The 19,821-nt window shown below is 67.3% G+C and carries 17 protein-coding genes and 2 pseudogenes; 11 read left to right on the forward strand and 8 right to left on the reverse strand.

Annotated features, from left to right (window positions below):
- Positions 1–8 precede the first annotated feature (8 nt).
- Genes IEX37_RS12055 through IEX37_RS12070 form a run of 4 tightly spaced genes read right to left on the reverse strand, consistent with a single transcriptional unit; the run spans position 9 to position 3,682 of the window.
- A complete protein-coding gene (locus IEX37_RS12055; protein ID WP_188756524.1) occupies positions 9–752 on the reverse strand; it encodes an enoyl-CoA hydratase/isomerase family protein in 744 nt (247 codons plus the stop codon).
- Entirely contained in the window at positions 749–1,210 is a 462-nt protein-coding gene (locus tag IEX37_RS12060; protein WP_188756525.1) for a nuclear transport factor 2 family protein, read from the reverse strand. Before IEX37_RS12060 ends, IEX37_RS12055 begins: the two co-directional genes overlap by 4 nt.
- Positions 1,207–2,637, reverse strand: a complete 1,431-nt coding sequence (locus IEX37_RS12065) for an aldehyde dehydrogenase family protein (RefSeq protein ID WP_188756526.1) — start codon at positions 2,635–2,637, stop codon at positions 1,207–1,209. Before IEX37_RS12065 ends, IEX37_RS12060 begins: the two co-directional genes overlap by 4 nt.
- A 1-nt stretch (position 2,638) precedes the next feature.
- A complete protein-coding gene (locus IEX37_RS12070; RefSeq protein WP_188756527.1) occupies positions 2,639–3,682 on the reverse strand; it encodes a 3-hydroxyacyl-CoA dehydrogenase family protein in 1,044 nt (347 codons plus the stop codon).
- 69 nt (positions 3,683–3,751) lie between these two features.
- Here IEX37_RS12070 and IEX37_RS12075 point away from each other — a divergent pair, with 69 nt between their 5' ends.
- Complete coding sequence (locus tag IEX37_RS12075; protein ID WP_188756528.1) at positions 3,752–4,264, forward strand: carboxymuconolactone decarboxylase family protein; 513 nt, start codon at positions 3,752–3,754, stop codon at positions 4,262–4,264.
- A gap of 493 nt (positions 4,265–4,757) precedes the next feature.
- On the opposite strand, the gene purU is transcribed toward IEX37_RS12075, so the two are convergent.
- From purU to IEX37_RS12090, 3 genes and pseudogenes are all read right to left on the reverse strand, one after another.
- Positions 4,758–5,633 (reverse strand): formyltetrahydrofolate deformylase, encoded by an 876-nt coding sequence (gene purU / locus IEX37_RS12080; protein ID WP_188756529.1) that lies wholly within the window; start codon positions 5,631–5,633, stop codon positions 4,758–4,760.
- Positions 5,634–5,668: 35 nt separating this feature from the next.
- A pseudogene (locus IEX37_RS12085) lies at positions 5,669–6,555 on the reverse strand (bifunctional methylenetetrahydrofolate dehydrogenase/methenyltetrahydrofolate cyclohydrolase).
- Positions 6,556–6,562: 7 nt separating this feature from the next.
- Positions 6,563–7,369 carry a methylenetetrahydrofolate reductase gene (locus IEX37_RS12090; protein ID WP_188756544.1) on the reverse strand — a complete coding sequence of 269 codons (807 nt, stop codon included), beginning with the start codon at positions 7,367–7,369 and terminating at the stop codon, positions 6,563–6,565.
- A 280-nt stretch (positions 7,370–7,649) separates the two neighbouring features.
- Between IEX37_RS12090 and IEX37_RS12095 the strand changes: the two genes are divergently transcribed.
- From IEX37_RS12095 to IEX37_RS15995, 5 genes and pseudogenes are all read left to right on the forward strand, one after another.
- Positions 7,650–8,468, forward strand: a complete 819-nt coding sequence (locus IEX37_RS12095; protein ID WP_188756530.1) for an ABC transporter permease — start codon at positions 7,650–7,652, stop codon at positions 8,466–8,468.
- A gap of 74 nt (positions 8,469–8,542) precedes the next feature.
- Positions 8,543–9,244 carry an ABC transporter permease gene (locus IEX37_RS12100; protein ID WP_229663241.1) on the forward strand — a complete coding sequence of 234 codons (702 nt, stop codon included), beginning with the start codon at positions 8,543–8,545 and terminating at the stop codon, positions 9,242–9,244.
- 15 nt (positions 9,245–9,259) lie between these two features.
- On the forward strand, positions 9,260–10,030 hold the full coding sequence (locus IEX37_RS12105; protein ID WP_188756532.1) for an ABC transporter ATP-binding protein: 771 nt from the start codon (positions 9,260–9,262) through the stop codon (positions 10,028–10,030).
- An 89-nt stretch (positions 10,031–10,119) separates the two neighbouring features.
- Positions 10,120–11,088: an ABC transporter substrate-binding protein gene (locus IEX37_RS12110; protein ID WP_188756533.1), complete on the forward strand. Its 969-nt coding sequence runs from the start codon at positions 10,120–10,122 to the stop codon at positions 11,086–11,088.
- A pseudogene (locus IEX37_RS15995) lies at positions 11,088–12,599 on the forward strand (thiamine pyrophosphate-binding protein); the annotation flags it as partial. The gene IEX37_RS12110 and the pseudogene IEX37_RS15995, both read left to right, overlap by 1 nt.
- 148 nt (positions 12,600–12,747) lie before the next feature.
- Here IEX37_RS15995 and IEX37_RS12125 read toward each other — a convergent pair.
- A complete protein-coding gene (locus tag IEX37_RS12125) occupies positions 12,748–13,527 on the reverse strand; it encodes an IclR family transcriptional regulator (protein ID WP_188756534.1) in 780 nt (259 codons plus the stop codon).
- 171 nt (positions 13,528–13,698) lie between these two features.
- Here IEX37_RS12125 and IEX37_RS12130 point away from each other — a divergent pair, with 171 nt between their 5' ends.
- The 5 genes from IEX37_RS12130 (at position 13,699) to IEX37_RS12150 (ending at position 19,232) form a co-directional block, all read left to right on the forward strand.
- The gene (locus tag IEX37_RS12130) at positions 13,699–14,781 is read left to right on the forward strand and encodes a cupin domain-containing protein (RefSeq protein ID WP_188756535.1); all 1,083 of its coding nucleotides are present in this window, start codon (positions 13,699–13,701) and stop codon (positions 14,779–14,781) included.
- The gene (locus IEX37_RS12135) at positions 14,781–15,317 is read left to right on the forward strand and encodes a DinB family protein (protein ID WP_188756536.1); all 537 of its coding nucleotides are present in this window, start codon (positions 14,781–14,783) and stop codon (positions 15,315–15,317) included. Before IEX37_RS12130 ends, IEX37_RS12135 begins: the two co-directional genes overlap by 1 nt.
- Before the next feature lie 165 nt (positions 15,318–15,482).
- On the forward strand, positions 15,483–16,328 hold the full coding sequence (locus IEX37_RS12140; RefSeq protein WP_188756537.1) for a fumarylacetoacetate hydrolase family protein: 846 nt from the start codon (positions 15,483–15,485) through the stop codon (positions 16,326–16,328).
- Positions 16,329–16,381: 53 nt separating this feature from the next.
- Positions 16,382–17,800 carry a vanillate/3-O-methylgallate O-demethylase gene (gene ligM / locus IEX37_RS12145; protein ID WP_188756538.1) on the forward strand — a complete coding sequence of 473 codons (1,419 nt, stop codon included), beginning with the start codon at positions 16,382–16,384 and terminating at the stop codon, positions 17,798–17,800.
- Positions 17,801–17,816: 16 nt separating this feature from the next.
- Positions 17,817–19,232 (forward strand): aminomethyl transferase family protein, encoded by a 1,416-nt coding sequence (locus IEX37_RS12150; protein WP_188756539.1) that lies wholly within the window; start codon positions 17,817–17,819, stop codon positions 19,230–19,232.
- Positions 19,233–19,821: the final 589 nt, after the last annotated feature.

Raw genomic sequence — 19,821 nt, forward strand, 5'->3', positions numbered from 1 at the left:
GATTGTGTTTATCTTGCGAGGAACTCTGCGCGGCGACGGAGATGATCGACGGATCGAGCGGCCTGATTCTGCCCTCGCGCCTCCAACTCCAGCACGTCCGCGAGAGGGAGTGAGCTGGCCTCGCGCAGGAGGCGTTTCGCGAGCGTCTGTGCGAGGCGTGGCCCCGCGGCGAGCTCGCGGGCGCATGCAGCGGCGCGTGCCGGCAGTTCCTCGACGGGAACCGCCTCCGTGGCTAGGCCGAGGCTGACGGCCTCCTGTGGCTGCACTCTGCGACCCGTCGTGACGAGTTCGAACGCGCGCGCCGCCCCGACGGTACGTGCGAGCTGCCACGAGGTACCGCTGTCGGGTACGAGACCGACTGCGCCGAACACGCACGCGAGCGAGGCCCGTTCGGACATGAGCACGACGTCGCACGCGAGGGCGATGCCCATGCCTGCGCCGACCGCGGCGCCGTTCACCGCCGCGATGACCGGAAGATCAGCGTCGACGATCGCGTGGACGATGGGGTTGTACGTCCGCGCGACCGTGTCGTAACAGTCGTCTAGCTCCGCAATGGCCGAAAGGTCCTGTCCGGCGCAGAAGGCGCGTCCAGCACCGGTCAGGATCACGGCGCCGAGCTCGGGATCGTTGCCGCAGGTCGCGATGGCCTCGGCCAACCGCAGACGCATCGGCTCATCGAGAGCGTTCAACCGCTCCGGTCGGTCGATGGTGATGGTCGCCACGCGGTCGGCGACGTCGATGCGCACCGTCACTGCGCCGCTCCCGCCGGGATATGGATGGCGCTGGCGGGGGTCGCGAGCGTCGAGTAGCCGCGCTGCGTGTAGGGGAACCCGTCGAGCTCGGTCGACTCGTTCCTCTGCTGGTAGTACGAGCGGATCTCGCTGATCCGGCCGTCGGTGAAAGTGAACCACTCCGAGCCGCGTGTCGCCACCTGCTCGCCCGTCTCCGGCGGTGTCCACATCATCGTCCACTCGATGACGGCGTCGTTTCCCGATTCCACGATCGCGTCGATGATCCAGGTCGCTGCGATCATCCCGGTCACTTTGCGCCAGTAGCGAGCGAGATGCTCCGCGCCCGCCACGGGTGCGGAGCCGACGTTGGGAGCCAGGAAGTAGTGGACCACGTCGGGGTGCAACGTGCTCAGCATCCCCTCGACGTCTCCCGCCGAGCACCCGTCGTAGTAGCGGCTGATCACCCGCAGCGCGCTCATCGCTGCATCGCCTTCACAACGGTGAACTCCTCTATTCCAAATTCACCGAACTCCCGGCCGTATCCCGAGGCTTTGACACCTCCGAACGGTGCGACGGGATTGAACGCCGCGCCGTTGAGGTCTACTTGGCCGGTTCTGATCCGACGCGCGACGCGCTCGGCGCGCTCCACATCCGCGCTCCACACCCCGCCCGCGAGACCATAAGGGCTGTCGTTCGCGATTGCGATCGCCTCATCCTCGGTGTCGTAGGGGATGACGGACAGCACCGGCCCGAAGATCTCCTCCTGTGCGAGTGCGGAGGCGTTGTCCACGTCCGCGAAAATGGTGGGTGCAACGTAGAAACCCTCGTCGAGCCCGACCGGAGATCCCGCGCCGCCGGCCACCAGGCGAGCGAGCGTCTCGCCGCGACGGATGTGCTCACGAACGCTCTCACGCTGCTTCTCCGAGACCAGCGGTCCGAGACGAGTGCCCTCGTCCAGCGGGTGGCCGAGCCGCAGGCGCTCTACGGACGCGACCGCGATCTCGAGCACCTGTTCCTGCAGCACGCGGGGAACCACCAGGCGTGTCCAGGCCGAGCAGGTTTGACCCGAGTTCAGGAAGGCGTTGCTCACACTTGATCGGATGGCGCGTTCGAGCTCGGCGTCGTCGAGAACGACGCTCGCCGACTTACCCCCCAGTTCGAGGCTTGTGCGGGTGACATTGCGTGCTGCCGCGGTGGCGATGCGCACGCCCACGGGTGTGGAGCCCGTGAACGAGACGAGATCCACACCAGGGTGCCCGGCCAGGGCCTCGCCGACGGCAGCACCGCTGCCGCTCACGAGGTTGAACACTCCCGCAGGCAGCCCGGCGGCGGCGATCGCGTCCGCGAGGGCGAACGCCGCCAGGGGGGCATCGGAAGCAGGTTTCGCAACGACGGTGCTGCCCGCAGCGAGCGCCCCGCCCACCTTGCCCATGAGCTGGTGCAGCGGATAATTCCACGGGGTGATTGCGGCGACGACCCCGACGCCCTCCCGGGTGACCGTCGAGTTTCCTACCTGACGATCCCACTCGAAGGTGCGAGCGGCATCCGCGAAGCCCTGAAGGGTGAGGAGGGGCAGACCCACCTGCACCTTCTTCGAGATGTTCGAGGGCGTTCCGACCTCCAGGCTGATGATCTCGGCGATCGCGTCGGCGCGGGCGGACAGCTCCTCGCGTACGGCCTCGAGGGCCGCGGCACGGTCTTCGGGTCGAGTGTGCCGCCACTCGTTCGCCGCCGACTCGGCCGCCCGCACTGCGCGGTCGACGTCCGCTGGGCCGGCGGAAGGCACGGTGCCCAGTTGACTGCCGCTCGTGGAGTCGATGACCGTGAACGGTGCGCTGCTTTCCACCGGCGAGACCCACTCGCCGTCGATAAAAAGTCCGTCGCGTTCGCGTGAGGTGTCGGTCATGTCATTCTCCTTCTCGGTAGAAGCCGGCGCCGCTCTTGCGCCCGAGTCGTCCTGCGGCGATGTGGGCGTGCAGCGTCGCGGCCGGCCGCAGTCGTTCGTCGATCGAGGTCTCCGCCATCGATGACAGCGCCGCCACGGTCACATCCAGGCCGATGAGGTCAATGAGCGCGAACGGCCCCATGGGAACGCCCGCCTCGGCCACGAGGGACTCGTCGATGAGCTCGATCGAAATGCCCGATTCGTGCAGGCGGACGGCGTCGTTGAGGTAGGGGATGAGGAGCCGATTGACGATGAACCCCCGCTCGTCCGCGCTGCGAACGGGCGTCTTGCGCAAGCTGCGCACCCATGCTTCGGCGAGGGGGACGAGGTGGGCGCTGTGGGGCCCGGGGATGATCTCGACCAGTCTCATCGCCGGCGCGGGGTTGAAGAAGTGAAGGGCGAGAACGGGACGGTCGGGCCCGACCCTGGACATGACCTCGGCGACCCGGTACGAACTGGTGTTCGTCGCGATCGGGACCGCAGGGGCGAGCGTGCGGTCGAGTTCGACCATGAGAGTCTGCTTGACGGCGAGGTCCTCCGCCACCGCCTCGACGACCAGGTCGACCGGCGGAAGCGCCGACAGTGACGGCACGAACGAAGTGCGTCGCATCGTTGCCGCCGCGTCCTCGGCGCTTAGTCGGCCCCGTGCGACGGACCTATCGAGACTGGCGGAGAGGTCAGCATTGCTGCGCGCGGCAGACGCTTCGCTACGTGCGACGACCACCACGTCGCCTCCCGCGCGCGCGATCGCCTCAGCGATTCCGGTCGCCATGCGGCCCGTGCCCAGGACGGCGACCTTGGACCACGGCGTCTCGGTACCGGAGTCGGTTTCGGCTGCGTCGCCCACCGCGATGCCGCGTGCGGCGAACGGGCCCGCGGCGTACCCGGCTCCCAGACGCATGCTGGTGTCGACGTGCGCGGCGCTCGCGACGCCGCGCGACACGAGCGCATCCGCGTCGGCGTAGTAGCCGTCGAGGAGCGCAGCGGCCGGGTCGGGATGGGTCATTGCGCCTCTCATTCAGGATACTCTACCTACCAGTAGGTAGAGAGACTACCGCATGTCGGACGGATTCCCATGACGTCATCCCCTCGCGTTCCCCCCGTCGACGACCTCACGCTCGAGGCGTACAGACTTCCCGACGGGCGACCGCTGCAACTTTTCGCTCTGCTCGGTCACGCGCCCGCAGCGTTCAGCGACCTGAAGGGCGCGACGGCGCGATCCCTCGAGGCCACGACGCTTCCGGTACGGATGCGCGAACTCCTCATCCTGCGGGTCCTGCATCGCTTCGCCGCCACGCCGGAGTGGCAGGTGCACGTCACGCTGTTCGCCGACGCTGCTGGGATGGATGAGGGAGATCTCGACGGTCTGACCTCCACGACGCCGGCATTTACGGGCACCGAGGCCGACATCGTGGCCTTCGCCGATGGGCTGTGCGACGGTGGGAACATCGACGATGCGCTGTGGAATCGCCTCGTCGGCGCGTTGGGCACGAGAGGTGCAGTCGAGGCAACTTTCGTTGGCGCACAGTATGCGAAGGTCGCGATCATGACGAACGTCCTGCGAGTCCCGCCGCTCGAGACTGAGTGACCCGGACCCTCATCGGCGCCGTCCGCGGCGGGTGGTCCGCTCAGCGGGGCGGCCGGCTGAGACGCAGATTCTCGACGACCGGGGCGAGGAGGTCGGCGAGTGGTCGCGCACCGTCTTCCGGCAGTCGGTCGAGGAATGAGGGACGCTTCGATATCGATCACTTGACCGGACGCGAGATGCTCGCCCGACTCGCCGAGCTGCTGCGGGAAGGGGCGATCCGCATCCCCGTCGCCTAGACGGTCTTGTCCGACGAACTCCCCCCGCGCGCTGGAATCCTTCCGCACGCACCATCACTACGGCAAGATCGCCCTGCTCCGCGAGTGAGGTGCCGGTCGTGCGTCGGTGGTTGAATCCCATCGGCACACGACGGGCCCTGTGTCGTCGGCTCACATCCCCACCTGCAGGAACCGGTCGTGCATTTGCGGCGGCCCGCTCATCGCGGATGACACCTGTGTAATAAAGACTGTCACCCGCCTCAAGCGGCAAGGTTCCCTCAGGGGAAGACGATGGTGTGGTTGCCGTGGCGGATGACGCGGTCCTGGGCGTGCCACTGCACGGCCCGCGACAACACGGCGCGTTCGACGTATGCGCCGCGGGCCTGCAGGGCCGCGGCGTCCATGGTGTGGTCGACGCGGGCGACGTCCTGCTCGATGATGGGACCTTCGTCGAGGTCTTTGGTGACGTAGTGGCTCGTCGCGCCGATGAGCTTGACGCCGCGCTCCGCGGCTTTGCGGTAAGGAGCGGCGCCGATGAATGCGGGCAGGAACGAGTGATGGATATTAATCACGGGCACGCCGACCGCGTCGAGGACGTCCTCGGAGATGATCTGCATGTATCGCGCCAGTACGACTAAGTCGACGTTGCCGCCCAGCAGTTCCAGGATGCGGGCCTCCGCCGCGCTCTTGTCCGGACCCTGGGACGGCACGTGGAAGAACGGGAGGCCGAAGGAGCGGACGTCCTCGGCGACGTTGGTGTGGTTGGAGATCAACATGGGAATTGTGACCGGTAGTTCTCCGCGCCGGTGCCGCCACAGCAACTCCAGCAGGCAGTGGTCGCTCGTGGACGCGAGGATCGCCATCCGCTTCGGCACCGACTGGTCGGTCAGCACCCACTGCACGCCGTAGGGGTCGAGCGTCTCTGCGACGTCGGCGTCGATTTGGGGAAGCGCGATCGAAAGCCCCGGACGGTGGAACACGACGCGCTGAAAGAACGCGCCGCCCTCCGGATCGTCGGAGTACTGATCGAGCGTGACGATATTGGCCTCGTGCCGCATGATCAGAGCGGTGACGGCGGCCACCAGGCCGGTTCGGTCCGGTCCATGAACGATGAGGCAGGCGTGATCGCGGGCCATATCAAGGCGTGGGGGCATGTCGGGTCTTTTCCGTGGGATGGAACAGAGATTCGTCAGCGGATGAAGCGCTCGGCGGCTTCCACGACGTTGGAGACGAGCAGAGCGCGGGTCATGGGTCCCACGCCGCCCGGGTTGGGCGAGAGCCATCCGGCCACCTCGGCGACCGCGGGTTCGACGTCGCCCGCCAATCTGGCCTTGCCGGAGTTGGTGGTGCCCACCTGAGTGACGCCGACGTCGAGTACCGCAGCACCGGGCGCGATCCATTCGGCCTTCACTAGGTGCGGCACGCCGACGGCCGCGACGACGATGTCGGCGCGCCGCACCTCGGCGGCGATGTCGGGTGTGCGCGAGTGCGTTAGGGTCACCGTCGCATCGATGCCCTTGCGGGTGAGCAGCAAACCGAGGGCGCGACCAACGGTGACGCCGCGCCCGATCACCGTGACGCGGCGGCCGGCGATCTGGACGGCGTTGCGCTCGAGCAACTCGATGACGCCGGCGGGGTGCAGGGCAGGGGCGCGGGCGTCGCGCGGGCGGGATCGACACCCAGCACGAGGCGGCCGAGGTTGGTCGGGTGCAGGCCGTCAGCGTCCTTCGCCGGGTCGATCAGCTCGAGGATCGCATTTTCGTCGATGCTTGCGGGCAGCGGTAGCTGCACGATGAGTCCGGTGACCGCGGCGTCGTCGTTCAGGGCCCGGACGGCCGTGGCGATGTCGTCCTGCGTGGCGTCGGCGGGTAGCTCCACCGAGGTCGATTCGACGCTGACCTCGGCGCAGTCGCGGTGCTTGCCGGTGACGTAGGAGCGTGAGGCGGGGTCATCGCCGACCAGCAGAGTGCCGAGGTCGGGCACCACCCCGCGGGCGCGCAGCGCGGCGACGCGATCGCGCAGATCGTCCTTGATGGCGGCTGCAGCGGCGTTGCCGTCAAGGGTGCGTGCGGTCACGACCGGCTCACGAACGCGCGGCGACGTAGTCGCGTGCCCACTCGGAGGTGGCCAGCAGTCCTCCGAAGGCGTAGAAGTGCAGCTTCACGACGCCACTCGCCTGGTCTTCGTCCGTAAGGCGTGCGAGGTCGGTCACGAACGTGTCGGGCCCGGCCGTGCCGAGCAGGTTGGTGAGGGAGAAGCCGTACTTCTTCACGATAATCGCGTTCGCGCCGATACCGAAGCGACGCGCGAAGGACAGCAGCCGCTTGATGCCGGCAGGACCCGGCGTGCCGATGCGAATCTCGCTGTCAATTCCCCGCTCGCGCACCCCGTCGATCCACGCCATCACGGGGTCGGTGTCGAAGGCGAACTGGGTCAGGACGACCGCATCCAGTCCCTGCTCCTTCAGCACGGCCGACTTGTCTTCGAGGTGGCGCCAGAGCACGTCGGACGCGATGTCGGGGTGGCCCTCGGGGTAGCCGGCGATCGAGACCTCGCGGACGCCGTACTGCTGTAGCAGACCCGTGCGGATGACTGAGAGCGCGTCAGGATACGGCCCCTCGGGCGTCGCCGGGTCGCCGCCGACGGCGAAGATATGCTCGGTCGCACCGACCTCCTGCAGCCGCCCGAGGAACTCCTCCAGCTGGCCTGGAGATGCGAGGCGCCGGGCCGAGATGTGCGGCACGGGGGTGAAGCCGAGATCCTTCACGGCCTTGGCCGCCGCGACACGCATGTCGAGGTTCTCGTTGCCGAGGAACGTGACGTTGATCTTCGTTCCCGCGGGAATGGCGTGTCGAGCTTCTTCGAGCCCGGGCACGTCCTTGCCGGTCATCTCTAGTGAGAAGTCGCGGATGAACTCCACGACGGCCTCATTTCGTGTGCTGTGTGCCACCAGGCAATCCTTCCGAGATCAACGCGTGCGAGCGAGGCGGGGCGGGGGGGCGAAGCCGGCGTGCTCGGCCCCCACCCTCCCAGCACGCATCGTCGGCGTCGCATCCCGTTTCGTGATACAGAATCCGTCTCGGGCCGCGCGTGCCGCTGATAGCTTTCCGGAAATCCGAGTCTCGGGGCCCCGAGAAGCTCACGGCGTGGTCAGCGTAGGAGGCATACAAATGACGGTTGTCGTCGAGACGCGGTCCCCGTCCACGTCCTCCCTCGGGCCGGGAGCGCGAGGGCGCGTCGCGCCGACCATCGCGATCGTCGCGACGCTGGTGCTCTGGCAACTGGCCGTGACGGTGGGGCTGATCGACGCGCAGTACTTCCCCGACATGGTTTCCACCGTGACGCAACTCGCGGGGCTGGTCGTCTCGAGCAGCTTCTGGCTCGCGCTCGCGGACACCCTTATGGGTGCCGCGCTGGGGATGGCGTGGGCGGTCGCTCTCGGCATCCCGCTCGGCGTGCTCTTCGGCTCGACCGAATGGCTCTACCGTGCCTTCCGAGTACCGATCGAGTTCCTTCGCCCCATGCCCTCCGTCGCCTTGATCCCCGTCGCCGTCCTCGTCTTCGGCACGGGTCTCGAGGGCAAGGTCTTCCTCGCTGCCTTCGCCGCGTTCTGGCCGCTCTTCGTACAGACGGTATACGGGATGCACGACACCGACAGCGTGGTCGTCGAGACGGCCCGCTCGTACCGAGTTCGGACTTTCGACCGCCTCTGGCGTATCAAACTCCCAGGAGCACTGCCGTTCATCATGACTGGTGCCCGCATCTCCGCGGCAGTCGCACTCATCCTCGCCGTGACCGCCGAGCTGCTGTTCAGCCAATCCGGGCTCGGCTACGAGATCAATCTCGCTCGTTCCTCCGGCGCGATCTCGCTCATGTACGCGCTCATCATCGCCGCCGGCTTCCTTGGGCTGCTGCTAAATGCCGTCATGGTCTTCATCGAGCAACGAGTGCTGTCGTGGCACCCCTCGACACGGGAGCTCCTGCCATGAGAGCCGGAACACGCAGCGGGCTCCTCGTCGGCCTCGAGATCCTCGTTCCCATCCTCATCCTCGCCGTGTGGTGGGTGTGGTCCGCCAGCGCCGACTCGTTCTATTTCCCGCCGCTCGCGGAGATTCTCAGGAGCTTCCAGGAAACATGGCTCTTCGCGCGCTTCCCGACCGATGTGCTGCCGAGTCTCGGGCGGATGTTCCTCGGATACGCGATCGCAGTCGTCATCGCCGTCGTGTCCGGCGTCGCACTCGGTTTGTCGGTGGTCGCCCGGCAAGCGGCGTCGCCACTCGTGGAGTTTTTCCGCGCCATTCCGCCGACGGCTCTACTGCCCTTCGCGATCCTGGTTTTCGGAGTGGGATTCGAGATGAAGGTGTTCATCATCGCCTTCGTGTGCGTGTGGCCGGTCTTGCTCAACACCATCGACGGCGTGCGGGCGATCGATCCGGTGCTACGCGAAACGGTACGCGTCTACCGCCTCTCGAACGTCGATCAACTGCGTCGCATCGTGCTGCCGGCCATCGCACCTCAGGTGTTCGCGGGGATGCGCACGAGCTTGTCGCTCGCCGTCATCCTCATGGTTGTTAGCGAGATGGTCGCCAGCACGAACGGCATCGGCTACTTCGTCCTGCAGGCGCAGCGCTCGTTCGACATCGCCGAAATGTGGTCGGGGATTCTCTTGCTGGGCATCTTCGGGTACCTGCTGAACGCCGTCTTCATCTGGATCGAACGCCGGTCGCTGACCTGGTACCGCGCCATCCGATCATCGTCCACGTGAATCCGAGGGAGAGAAATGCTGGTAGTCGACAAGCTCGGCAAGACCTACGGCACCGGGGCGACGCAGTATGAGGCGATCGACGAGATCTCGTTCGAGGTGCGTCGCGGTGAGTTCGTGTGCATCGTCGGCCCGTCGGGCTGCGGCAAGACGACGCTCTTGAAGGCCATGGCCGGCCTGCACTCGCCGACGCGAGGCGTGACGCGGCTGAACGACCGCGCCGTGACCGGCCCGCCCGCCGAGATGGCCGTCGTCTTCCAGGAGTACGGGCGCTCGCTCATGCCCTGGTTGACCGTCAAGGACAACGTGCTGCTTCCCCTGCGCTCGAGGAAGATGTCCAGCGCCGAGCGCAAGCAGCGGGTGGCGGAGTCGCTGAACTCGGTCGGGCTGGGCGCAGCGGGTGAGAAGTACCCCTGGCAGCTGTCCGGCGGAATGCAACAGCGCGTCGCGATTGCGCGCGCCCTCGCGTACAAGCCGGACATCCTGCTCATGGACGAGCCGTTCGCGTCGGTGGATGCGCAGACGCGCGGTGATCTGGAAGACCTCATCCTCAAGGTACGAGACGAGTTTGGTGTCACCATCGTGCTGGTCACGCACGACATCGACGAGTCCGTGTACCTCTCGGACCGTATCGTCGTGCTCACGAACGCCCCGACGAGGGTGAACGAGGTGATCGACGTCGATCTGGGGAAGCCGCGCGATCAAGTCGAGACCAAAGAGCTTCCCGCCTTCGCGCATCTGCGGGCGCACGTCTACCGACTCATCAGGCACCGGGAGGCGGAGCAATGACGCGCCGGCGTAGCCCCGGAACAACGAAAGGGAGAACAATGAAGCGAAATCGTCGGCTGATAGCTCTCGATGTCTTGGTCGCTGGATCCGTGATCGCACTCACCGCGTGCTCCAGCGGCTCGGGCGCACCGAGTGGCGACGCCGGTGGGGATGCGTCAGGAGAGCTGACCACGATCCGGGTCGGGATCCTCCCCTACGCGAACGTGGCACCGCTGTACGTCGGTATGCAGGAGGGCATCTTCGAGGAGCACGGCTTCGAGATCGAACCGAAGACCTTCAACAACGGCGCGGAAGAGGTGACCGCTCTCGTCGCCGACGAGATCGACGTCGCGTTCGTCGGGTACTTCACCGCCGCCGTGCCGATCAGCAAGGGACTGCCGCTGCAGATCATCAGCAACAACGACCAGGAGGCCGCCGAGGCCGACGCCGCGTGGGCCGCGGTCACGCTGGTGAGTGCCGACAGCGACATCCAGAGCGTCGAAGATCTTCCCGGCAAGACCCTCGCCGTCAACGCGCTGCGCAGTCAGGCCGAAGTGCAGAACACGATGTCGTTCGAAGCGCAGGGCATCGACCCGGCGAGTGTCAACCTACTCGAAGTGCCAATGCCCGAGATGGGCGCGGCACTTGCCAACGGGTCCGTCGACGCGATCAACATCGCCGAGCCCTTCGCCTCCGCCGAGATCGCGAAAGGTGCCCGGCAGATCGACGCGCCCCTCGTCTCGATCACGGAGGAAGGGGAGAACTTCCCGAACGGCGGCTGGGCCGTCACCCAGGACTTCCTCGCCAGATCCGATGCCGAGGCGCTCGCCGAAGCGCTCGCCGAGGCGACCGACTTCACTCAAGAGAACCCGGAGGCCGCACGCGCGGTGATTCCCGAGTTCACCGCGCTCACAGCAGAGCAGGTGGACAGCGTCCGTCTGCCGTACTGGAGCTCCACCGTCAGCCGCGCGCTCGTGCAGCAGGCGATCGACATGGCAGATCAGGTGGGCCTGCTCGAGGACGAGGTGACGGTCGACGACCTGCTGGCAGAGCCGGCCCGGAAGTTCAGCGATCAGTGATGTCACCGTCCCGCAGCGCGCTCGACGTCGTCGTCGGGACGCTCCTCGCCCATGGCGTTCAGACCGTCTTCGGTCTGCTCGGCTCGGGCAACTTCCCCCTGGTCGAACGACTGGTCGGCCAGGGGGTGCGGGCGGTCGCCGCTCGGCATGAATCGGCAGCCGTCACGATGGCCGACGCGTGGTCCCGCTCGACCCGCCGTGTGGGTGTGGCGACCGTGCACCAGGGGCCCGGTTTCACCAACGCGGTGACAGCCCTCGTCGAGGCGGTCCGCTCGCACACGCCGCTCCTCGTCGTGACCGGCGAGGTGGCGACGACCTCGCTCCACAAGAATCAGGCGTACGACGCGGCGACTCTGGTCCGCGACGCGGGAGCCGGCTGGGTGCGCATCGTGTCGGGGGCGACGGCGGGTCGTGACATCGCTCGCGCGTGGCGCGATGCGGTGGCCGAGCGGCGTCCCGTGGTCGTGAGCTTCCCGGTGGACGTGCAGCGGCAACCGGCTCCCGATGATCCGATGCTCCGCCCGCTTGCCCCCGTCGCGGCATCGGGACCGAACGCGGATGCACTCGCCCAGGCCGTCGAGATCGTCGAGGCAGCGCGCAAGCCCGTCGTGATCGCCGGTCGCGGCGCCGTCTTGGACGAAGCGGAGCGCGATATAGCCGTGCTCGCCGATCGCATCGGTGCGGTGCTCGCAACGACGGCGCAGGCGCACGGCGCCTTCGCCGCCCATCCGTGGTCGGTGGGCATCGCCGGCGGCTTCGCGGCACCGCGCGTGCGGGCGATCGTGGCGGAGAGTGACCTGATCATCTCGTTCGGTGCGAGCCTGACCTATTGGACCGCCGGTCACGGCGAGGTCATCGCCGACAGCGCACGCATCCTTCAGGTTGACGTGGATCCGCGCGCCTTCGACGTGCACCGGCGCCCGGAGCTCGCGGTGCTCGGCGGTGCGCGCGAGACAGCGCGCCAGCTCACCCGCGCCGTGAGCCCCGGTGGTGGATACCGCGCGGCGCTCGGCGAACTCGGCGATGTCCGCTGGCCCGTGCGGGAGGACACCGCGCCGGCCGGCACGGTCAATCCCGCGCGGCTGGTCTCATGGCTGAACGAGGCGGTGCCCGCCGACAGGAATCTGACCCTGGACGGCGGGCACTTCATGTGGTTCCTGATGCGCCACTTTTCGGTGCCCGACGCATCGTCGTTCGTGTTCACGCAGAATTTTCAGGCGATCGGGCTGGGCCTGGCCAGCGCCGTAGGGCTCGCGATCGCGCAACCGACCCGCCCGACCGTGGTGTTCTCGGGAGACAGCGGTGCGCTGATGTCGCTCGGCGAGTTCTACAGCATCGCGAACTCGCGCGAGCCGATCCTCGTGGTGATGATGGACGACGCCGGGGCCGGCGCCGAGCGCCATCACTTCGGCCCGGAGGGCAGCCCGACCGATCTCGTCGACTTCGGATTCCGCGACTTCGCCGGAATAGCGCGAGCGCTGGGCATCCCCGCCATCAGCGTCCGGGGGCTCGAAGACCTGGATGTCGCGGAGCTGCGCCACTGGCTCGCCAAGCCGGTCGGCGCGTTCCTCGTCGATGCGAAGATCGACCCCGGAATGCGCCGCCGCGCAGGCCGATCTCGCCCTGCGCGGCGGCGCATGAATACCCGCGCCCCCGGGTTCAGCCGGCGACGAGATCGGCTTCGATGCGCTCGCGGGCGAGGAACAATTCGTCGGCGCTCCTCGCGATATCGTCACCGGCGATCGTGTCAGGAGTGCGAGCCGATACGGTCAGCGCCGCGATCGGCTGACCCGACGCATCCCGCACGCATGTCGCGACCGCGGTAACGGATCTGTCGACCTCGCCCCGGGAGAACGAGAATCCGGCCCGGCGCGCGCGGTTGACCTTGACGAGCAGATCGTCGAATTCGGCATGCGAGAGCGCGGGCGTGCGCGCGTGCACCTGCTGCGAAGTGGAGGCGTACCGGCGCGACAGCGTGTCGTCGTCGAGCTGTGCGAGCATTACCCGGCCTCCGGCGGTACGGTGAGCCGCCATCAGGCTGCCTCGTCGATCGTAGGTGCCCCCCGGGAACGTGACACAGGTCAGGAACCGTACGTGCCAGCCGTCGTTGATCAAGAGGTTCGAGGCGTGTCCGAGCTTGCCGACGAGCCTGTCCATGTGCGGCTTCGCCCGTGCCCGTAGGTCGCGCAATCCCGCCATCTCCAAGGGGCGGGCGGAGATGGCCGGGCCCTGCTCGTACACGTGATCCTCGTTCTGCACGAGGAAATCGCGGTAGACCAATGCCTGTAGGAGGCGGTGCGCGCTCGATCGCGACACGCCGAGCTCGTCGGCCGCCTCCATGACGCGGATGCTTCCCTCGTCACGGACGAGCTGAATGAGGCGAAGGCCGCGGTCGAGGGCGTTGGTCGGGTACGCCAAGGGCGTCGTTGCCGAGGACATGCAGGGAATGTACCTCACGTCGCGGAGCACCTCAATCGCAGCCCGCAACGTCGGTGCGGAATTTCGCTGTCCAGAATCTCGACCCCCGCCGGCTGAGAAATCAGGAGGCTTCACTGCAAGGTCACGCATCGACGCGCTCACCCGATGCGACCGACAGAGATGAGGATCGCAATGCAGACCATGGATGGCCGAGCCGACAGTCCCGAACTGGAGCAGCTCTATCGTGATTTCGACGCGAACAGCATGGCACCGCTGTGGACGCAACGCGACGATCTCATGCCACCTGTGCCTTCCCCCAAGGCGATTCCCCACCTGTGGAAATGGCGGACGCTCTATGACATCGCGAAGCGTTCCGGGGATCTCGTGCCCGTGGGCCGCGGCGGAGAGCGTCGCGCGATCGGCCTGGCTAACCCCGGTCTGCCGGGCACCGGATACGCGACTCCGACCCTGTGGTGCGCCATCCAGTATCTCGGCGGCCATGAGACGGCGCCCGAGCACCGTCACGCGCAGAACGCATTCCGATTCGTGCTGGAGGGCGAAGGCGTCTGGACCGTCGTGAACGGCGATCCCGTCGCCATGCGCCGCGGGGACCTGCTGCTCACCCCGGCGTGGAACTTCCACGGCCACCACAACGACACCGCGAATCCGATGGCGTGGATCGACGGCCTCGACGCACCGTTCTCCTACTACACCGACGTGGGCTTCTTCGAGTACGGCTCCGACCGTGTGACGGACGAGGCCTCTCCGGACATCTCGCGCAGCGAGCGTCTCTGGGGCTATCCGGGCTTGCAGCCCCTGTCGGAGCCGCGCCGGCTGCCGAGTTCCCCTCTCAGCGCATACCGCTGGGAGTACACCGACCGCGCTCTGGCCGCACAGCTAGAGCTCGAGGACGAGGGTCACCCCGCCACGGTCGAACAGGGGCACGCCGCCATCCGGTTCACGAACGTCACCACCGGTCGCGACGTGATGCCGACGATCCGCGCGGAGATGCACCGACTGCGCCCCGGCGCGTCGACACCGCCGCGGCGCGAGGTCGGTTCCTCGGTGTGGCAGTCGTTCGAGGGAAGCGGAACGGTCGTACTCAACGGCGAGGAGCTGCGCCTGGAGAAAGGCGACCTGTTCGCCGTCCCCAGCTGGACCTCGTGGGAGCTGCACTCGGACTCGGGAGGGCTCGACCTCTTCCGTTACAGTGATGCGCCGATCATCGAGCGCCTCGGCTTCAATCGCACGCTCACGGCACCCCCGGCGGGCTGATGAGCGCTCGTTCGGATCTCATCGACGATCCCGCGGTGCAGCAGGACCTGCTGCTCGCGCGTCGCGGACAGGCGTATTTCCTGCGGGGGCTGTTCCACCTGCCCGATGCCCAGCTCTCGGCGGTCGTGACCGCTGACGGTGCGACCAAGGGTGCGGTCGTGGCCGCCGCCGCGCTGCGAGCGCGTCTCCTCGCCGATGCCCTCGACCGGCTCACCGGTGTCGAGAGCGAAGGCACGTGGGATGAGATCGACACGGCCGACTCCTTCGCCGACGCCGTGGTGTTCGCCGCGACGCTCCCGCCTCTCGCGCTTCGGCACCTCGCGACGCACAGCGGGGTGCATCTGAACGTCTCGTGGCGCGATCTCCCGCCCGCACTCTGGCGAGAACACGTCTATGTCGCGGGCGCCCGGCTCACGATCTCCGAGACGCCGCTGTGGCGCGCGCAAGAGATCTGGCGGGCTGCCATCCTGCTCGGCAACGGCCGTTCCCGGGACGTGCCCGCGCAGCTGCGCGACGTGGTCGCGGCCGAGACATGACTCGATCCGCGACTCGGCGAGCAGCTCGCGTCGCTCCGGCTGACGTCCGCTGCTGCGTGACCGCGCCGCCGGTTCGGGATCACGGAATTCCCGCCGAGCGGCGTCCGGCCGCTTCTAATCTCGCTCACGACAGCGACGGCCGCTGCCAAAGCCGAAGAAGGTGACATGAGAATCGGATTCGACGCCCGTCACGGGCTCGTCGCGATCATCGATGGTCGGATCGCGCCCATCGGTGCACAGGCCGGCGTTCCTGCGGACCAACCCGACCCGCTCCTCTGGGCCCTCCAGCACGGTGTGACATTCACCGACCTGGACGTGCCGGATCCCGTCGCCGAGGCCGATCCGGCGGCGCTGCGCGCCCCGATCATGCGGCCGCCCAAGGTGATCGCCGCACCGGTGAATTACATAGATCACAAAATCGAGATGAGCGAGCAGAAGACGATTGCCGAGTACGGCGTCTTCCTGAAGGCGTCCACCTCGGTGATCGGACCCGACTCGCGCATCGTCCTGCCGTACACGGACAAGAGGATCGACCAGGAGGGCGAGCTGGCCGTGGTCATCGGAAGGGGCGGTCGTCACATCGTGCGCGAGGAAGCCCTCGCGCACGTGTTCGGGTACGCACCGCTGCTGGATATCAGCGTGCGTTCTACCGAAGACCGCTCGACCCGTAAGTCCTACGACACGTTCACTCCGGTCGGCCCATGGATCACGACCGCCGACGAGATCGCGGATCCCGATGCGCTCGCACTGAGGACGTGGGTCAACGGTGATCTGCGGCAGCACGCTTCCACCGCCGACCTCATCTTCGACGTCGCAACCCTCATCGAGTACGCCAGCTCCATCATGACGCTCGAGCCTGGCGACGTGATTGCGACCGGTACGCCTGCCGGCGTCGGGCCGCTGGCAGACGGAGACCGGGTCACCGTTGCCATCGAAGGCCTCGGCGAGCTCAGCATCCCGGTCACCTCCGAGGGCGCGATCCCGTATTCCGACCGGCCCGGAGCGCTCTGACCGGTCGTCCCCCTGCCCATCACAGAACGAACCATCACACGAAAGAAGAACCAATGACGGCTCAGAATCTCCAGGAACTCCTGGATGCATCCGGTGACCCGGTCGCGCACGTGCGCAACTCGCGCGTCGGCAACTACGTCTACCCGGTCGTCGCCCCCGAGTACCACAACTGGCGCGACGAGCAGCTGGCGTGGCGCACGTCCGCGGTGCTCATGGACCAGACCCACCACATGGACAACCTGCTGATCAGCGGCCGCGACGCATTCAAGCTGGTGTCTGACACCGCGATCACGAGCGTGGCGAACTTCGCGGTCGACCGTGCGAAGCAGTTCATCCCGGTCACCCCCGCCGGCCACGTCATCGGCGACGGCATCATGCACCGTGAAGCCGACGACGAGTTCGTCTTCGTCGGTCGCGCGCCCTCTGCCAACTGGTTGCGGTTCCAGGCCGAGCACGGCGGATACGACGTCGACCTCACGATCGACCGCCGCTCGCCGAACTTCCCCCTGGGCAGCGCCGTGACGCGCGAGTACTGGCGTTTCCAGATCCAGGGCCCCCGCGCGTGGGATGTCATCGAGAGACTTAACGGCGGCCCGCTCGAGCAGATCAAGTTCTTCGCGATGGACTGGATCACCGTCGACGGCGTGCGTGCGCGGACGTTGCGCCACGGGATGGCCGGCGCACCCGGTCTCGAGATCTGGGGGCCCTACGAGTCGTACCACCGCGTGCGCGACTTCATCCTCGAGCAGGGTGCGGAGTTCGGCATCGTCCCCGTCGGGGCGCGCGCCTACCCGCCCGCCGCCGTCGAATCCGGCTGGGTGCCCGCACCGTTGCCCGCGATCTTCACGGGCGACGAGCTGCGCGCCTACCGCGAGTGGCTGCCCGTCGACGGTTATGAGGCGACCCTGTCTGTGGCAGGGTCGTACGTGCCCGAGTCGATCGAGGGGTACTACCTCAGCCCCTGGGAGCTCGGATACGGCAACTTCGTCAAGTTCGACCACGACTTCATCGGCCGCTCGGCGCTGGAGGCATACGACGTCGAGAACGGACGGAAGAAGGTCACGCTGGCGTGGAACCCCGACGACGTCAAGCGCATCCTGGGCTCGGTCGTCGACGTCGACGGTCCGCAGTACAAGTTCCTCGACCTGCCGCTGGCCAACTACGGCTACTCCGGCTACGACGCCCTTCTGGACGCCGACGGCAACCAAGTCGGCTTGTCGTTGAACAACGTCGCCTACACCGCCAACGAGCGACGTGTGCTGTCCATGGGTACGGTCGACGCCAACGTCCCCGAGGGGGCGGAGCTGCGCCTCGTGTGGGGCGAGCCGGACGGCGGCAGCGGTAAGGTCAACGTCGAACGTCACGAGCAGACCGAAGTGCGTGTCGTGGTCAGCCCGACGCCGTTCTCCGCGGTAGCCCGAGCCGAGTACCAAGGCGGATGGCGCACCGCCTACGCCTCTTCGAACGCCTGAGATCAAGGACGCGACTATGGCACGGGACAAGTCACTGCAAGACCTGCTCGACGAGCAGGACGATGTCGTCGAGTACTTCTTCAACGAGACCATCGCCCCGCACTTCCGGGCGCGCACCGGACTCACCGCGGCGTTCATCCCGCCGGCTTTCACCAACTGGCGCGACGAGCAGCGCGGATGGGCCGAGACGGCGGTGCTGTTCGACCAGTCGCACCACATGCCCGAGCTGTTCATCGAGGGCCCTGACGCGACGAAGCTGCTCGAAGGATTGTCCATCAACAGCTTCTCGACGTTCGATGTCGGGCGGGCGAAGCAATTCGTCTCGGTGACCCCGCGCGGCCACGTGATCGGGGACTGCGTGGCCTACCGGCTGACGGAAGATCGCTACGAGCTGATCAGCGGCATGGCAGTGCTCAACTGGGTGCAGTATCAGGCGGAGCTCGGCGGGTATGATGTGTCGATCGAGCGCGATGACCCGACACCGTACAACCCCAAGGGTCGTCGAATTCTCTACCGCTACCAGCTGGACGGGCCGAACGCGCGAGCGATCTTCGAAGACGTGCTCGACGAGCCGGTCGACGACATCCCGTTCTTCCGGACGGCACGGGTGAGCATCGCAGGCAAAGAGGTGCTCGTGCTGCGTCACGGCATGGCCGGACAGCACGGATACGAGATTTCCGGGCCGTACGACGAGGCCGACGCAGTCCGCGGAGCGATCCTCGCTGTGGGGGAGAAGCACGGTCTCGTGCGCGGCGGCACCCAGGCGTATTTCAGCACGCTGTTCGAAAGCGGCTGGATGGCGTATCCGCTACCGGCCATCTTCACAGGCGAGGAGCTGCGGGGCTTCCGCGAGTGGCTCTCCGCCGACGGGTGGGAGGCGAACTCGCAGCTGGGCGGCAGCTTCCGGACCGATGACATCGAGGACTACTACGTCACCCCGTACAACCTCGGATACGGCAAACTCGTGAAGTTCGATCACGACTTCATCGGCCGCGAGGCTCTCGAAGCGCTCGACCCCGCGGCCGAACGGCGGAACGTGACCCTCGTGTGGAACCGAGACGACGTCGTGAAGGTGCTCGCGTCGCAGCTGGGCTCGGGTCCGCGCTACAAATCGCTCGAGTTCCCGGTGTCGTACTTCGGTTTCCCGCACCTCGACGAGGTGAGGGTCGAGGAAGGCGGCGCGATCGTCGGACTGTCCGCGCATGTCGGGTACTCCAACAACGAGGGAGATGTCCTCTCGCTCGCCTACCTCGATCCGGAGGTCGCGGCCCCCGGCACCGAGGTCATCGTGACCTGGGGCGAGCCCGGCGGCGGATCCCGCAAGCCTCACGTGGAAAAGCACGAGCAGACCACGGTTCGCGCCGTCGTAGCACCGAGCCCCTACACCTCGGCGGCGCGGCAGGACAAGGGCTCGTCCATCGTCGGGAGCTGATCGCGTACTGCGAACCACCGCGGGCCGCCTCGCGCCGGTCCTTGGGTAGTAGGCGCAACTCCACGCCCGGGGAGGATTCCGGAACGGCGCGGGGTGAGAGATCCTCGACACCCCCGAGCCGGCGACGGGTGACGGCACACAAGGGCAGCCATGCTGTTTGCTCAGCTCGAGTACTTCGTCGCGCTGGCGCGGGAGCGGCACTTCGCCCGAGCCTCTGCGGCGTCGTAGGTGTCGCCACCGGCATTGTCCGAGTCACTGCAGAAGCTGGGGGGCTGAGCTCGGCGGGCCGCTCGTGCGGCGCGGCAGCGTTCGAAGGACTGACTCCCGAGGGGAGGCCGTCCTGGTGTGGGCCCGTCGGATGATCGCCGATCACCAAGTGTTGAAGGACGAAGTAGCCGGCGCGCAGGGACGGCTGCAGCGGGTTGTGCTACCGGCTCAGGGGCCACGGCCTCGGCAGCCTCCCCAGCACCCGCCCCGACATCACCGACCCGGCTGACTAACACGCCCGGGTCAAGTCCCCGGTAGTGGTGTAGCCGCTTCGTGATCCTTCGGTGCTGGGTTAGGCGCTGAGTTCGAGGATGGTGTCGGT

Source organism: Microbacterium album (assembly GCF_014643695.1).
Lineage (GTDB): Bacteria > Actinomycetota > Actinomycetes > Actinomycetales > Microbacteriaceae > Microbacterium > Microbacterium album.